1 protein-coding gene is annotated in these 223 nt (G+C 66.4%); it reads left to right on the top strand.

The features are described 5' to 3' along the window. Nucleotides 1–217 (top strand): hypothetical protein (locus tag GTGU_RS26950; RefSeq protein WP_169741205.1); only part of this gene is annotated, 217 nt, incomplete at its 5' end. Nucleotides 218–223: the final 6 nt, after the last annotated feature.

The following is a 223-nucleotide window of genomic DNA, read 5'->3' as shown; positions in this document are numbered from 1 at the left end:
CCGCCACCACACCGGAGACCCGGCGCAGTGCGGTCATGCCCTGCCAGACGGTCAGGACGGCAGTCTTTTCCAGCAGTGCGTCCGCGGCCTGGCGGAACCGGTTGCTGGCCACTTCCGCCTCGAGTGTGAAGGGGGTGGACAGTGCCTGGGTGAGGCGGAAACGGACAACGGCGAAGGTCTCCGGCATCTGCCCGTCGATATCCAGCGTGAAGCGTAATCCCTG

Source organism: Trabulsiella guamensis ATCC 49490 (assembly GCF_000734965.1).
In the GTDB taxonomy this organism is placed as follows: domain Bacteria; phylum Pseudomonadota; class Gammaproteobacteria; order Enterobacterales; family Enterobacteriaceae; genus Trabulsiella; species Trabulsiella guamensis.
The sequence above is the reverse complement of the archived record's forward strand: the minus strand, read 5'-3'. Positions and strand labels throughout refer to the sequence as shown.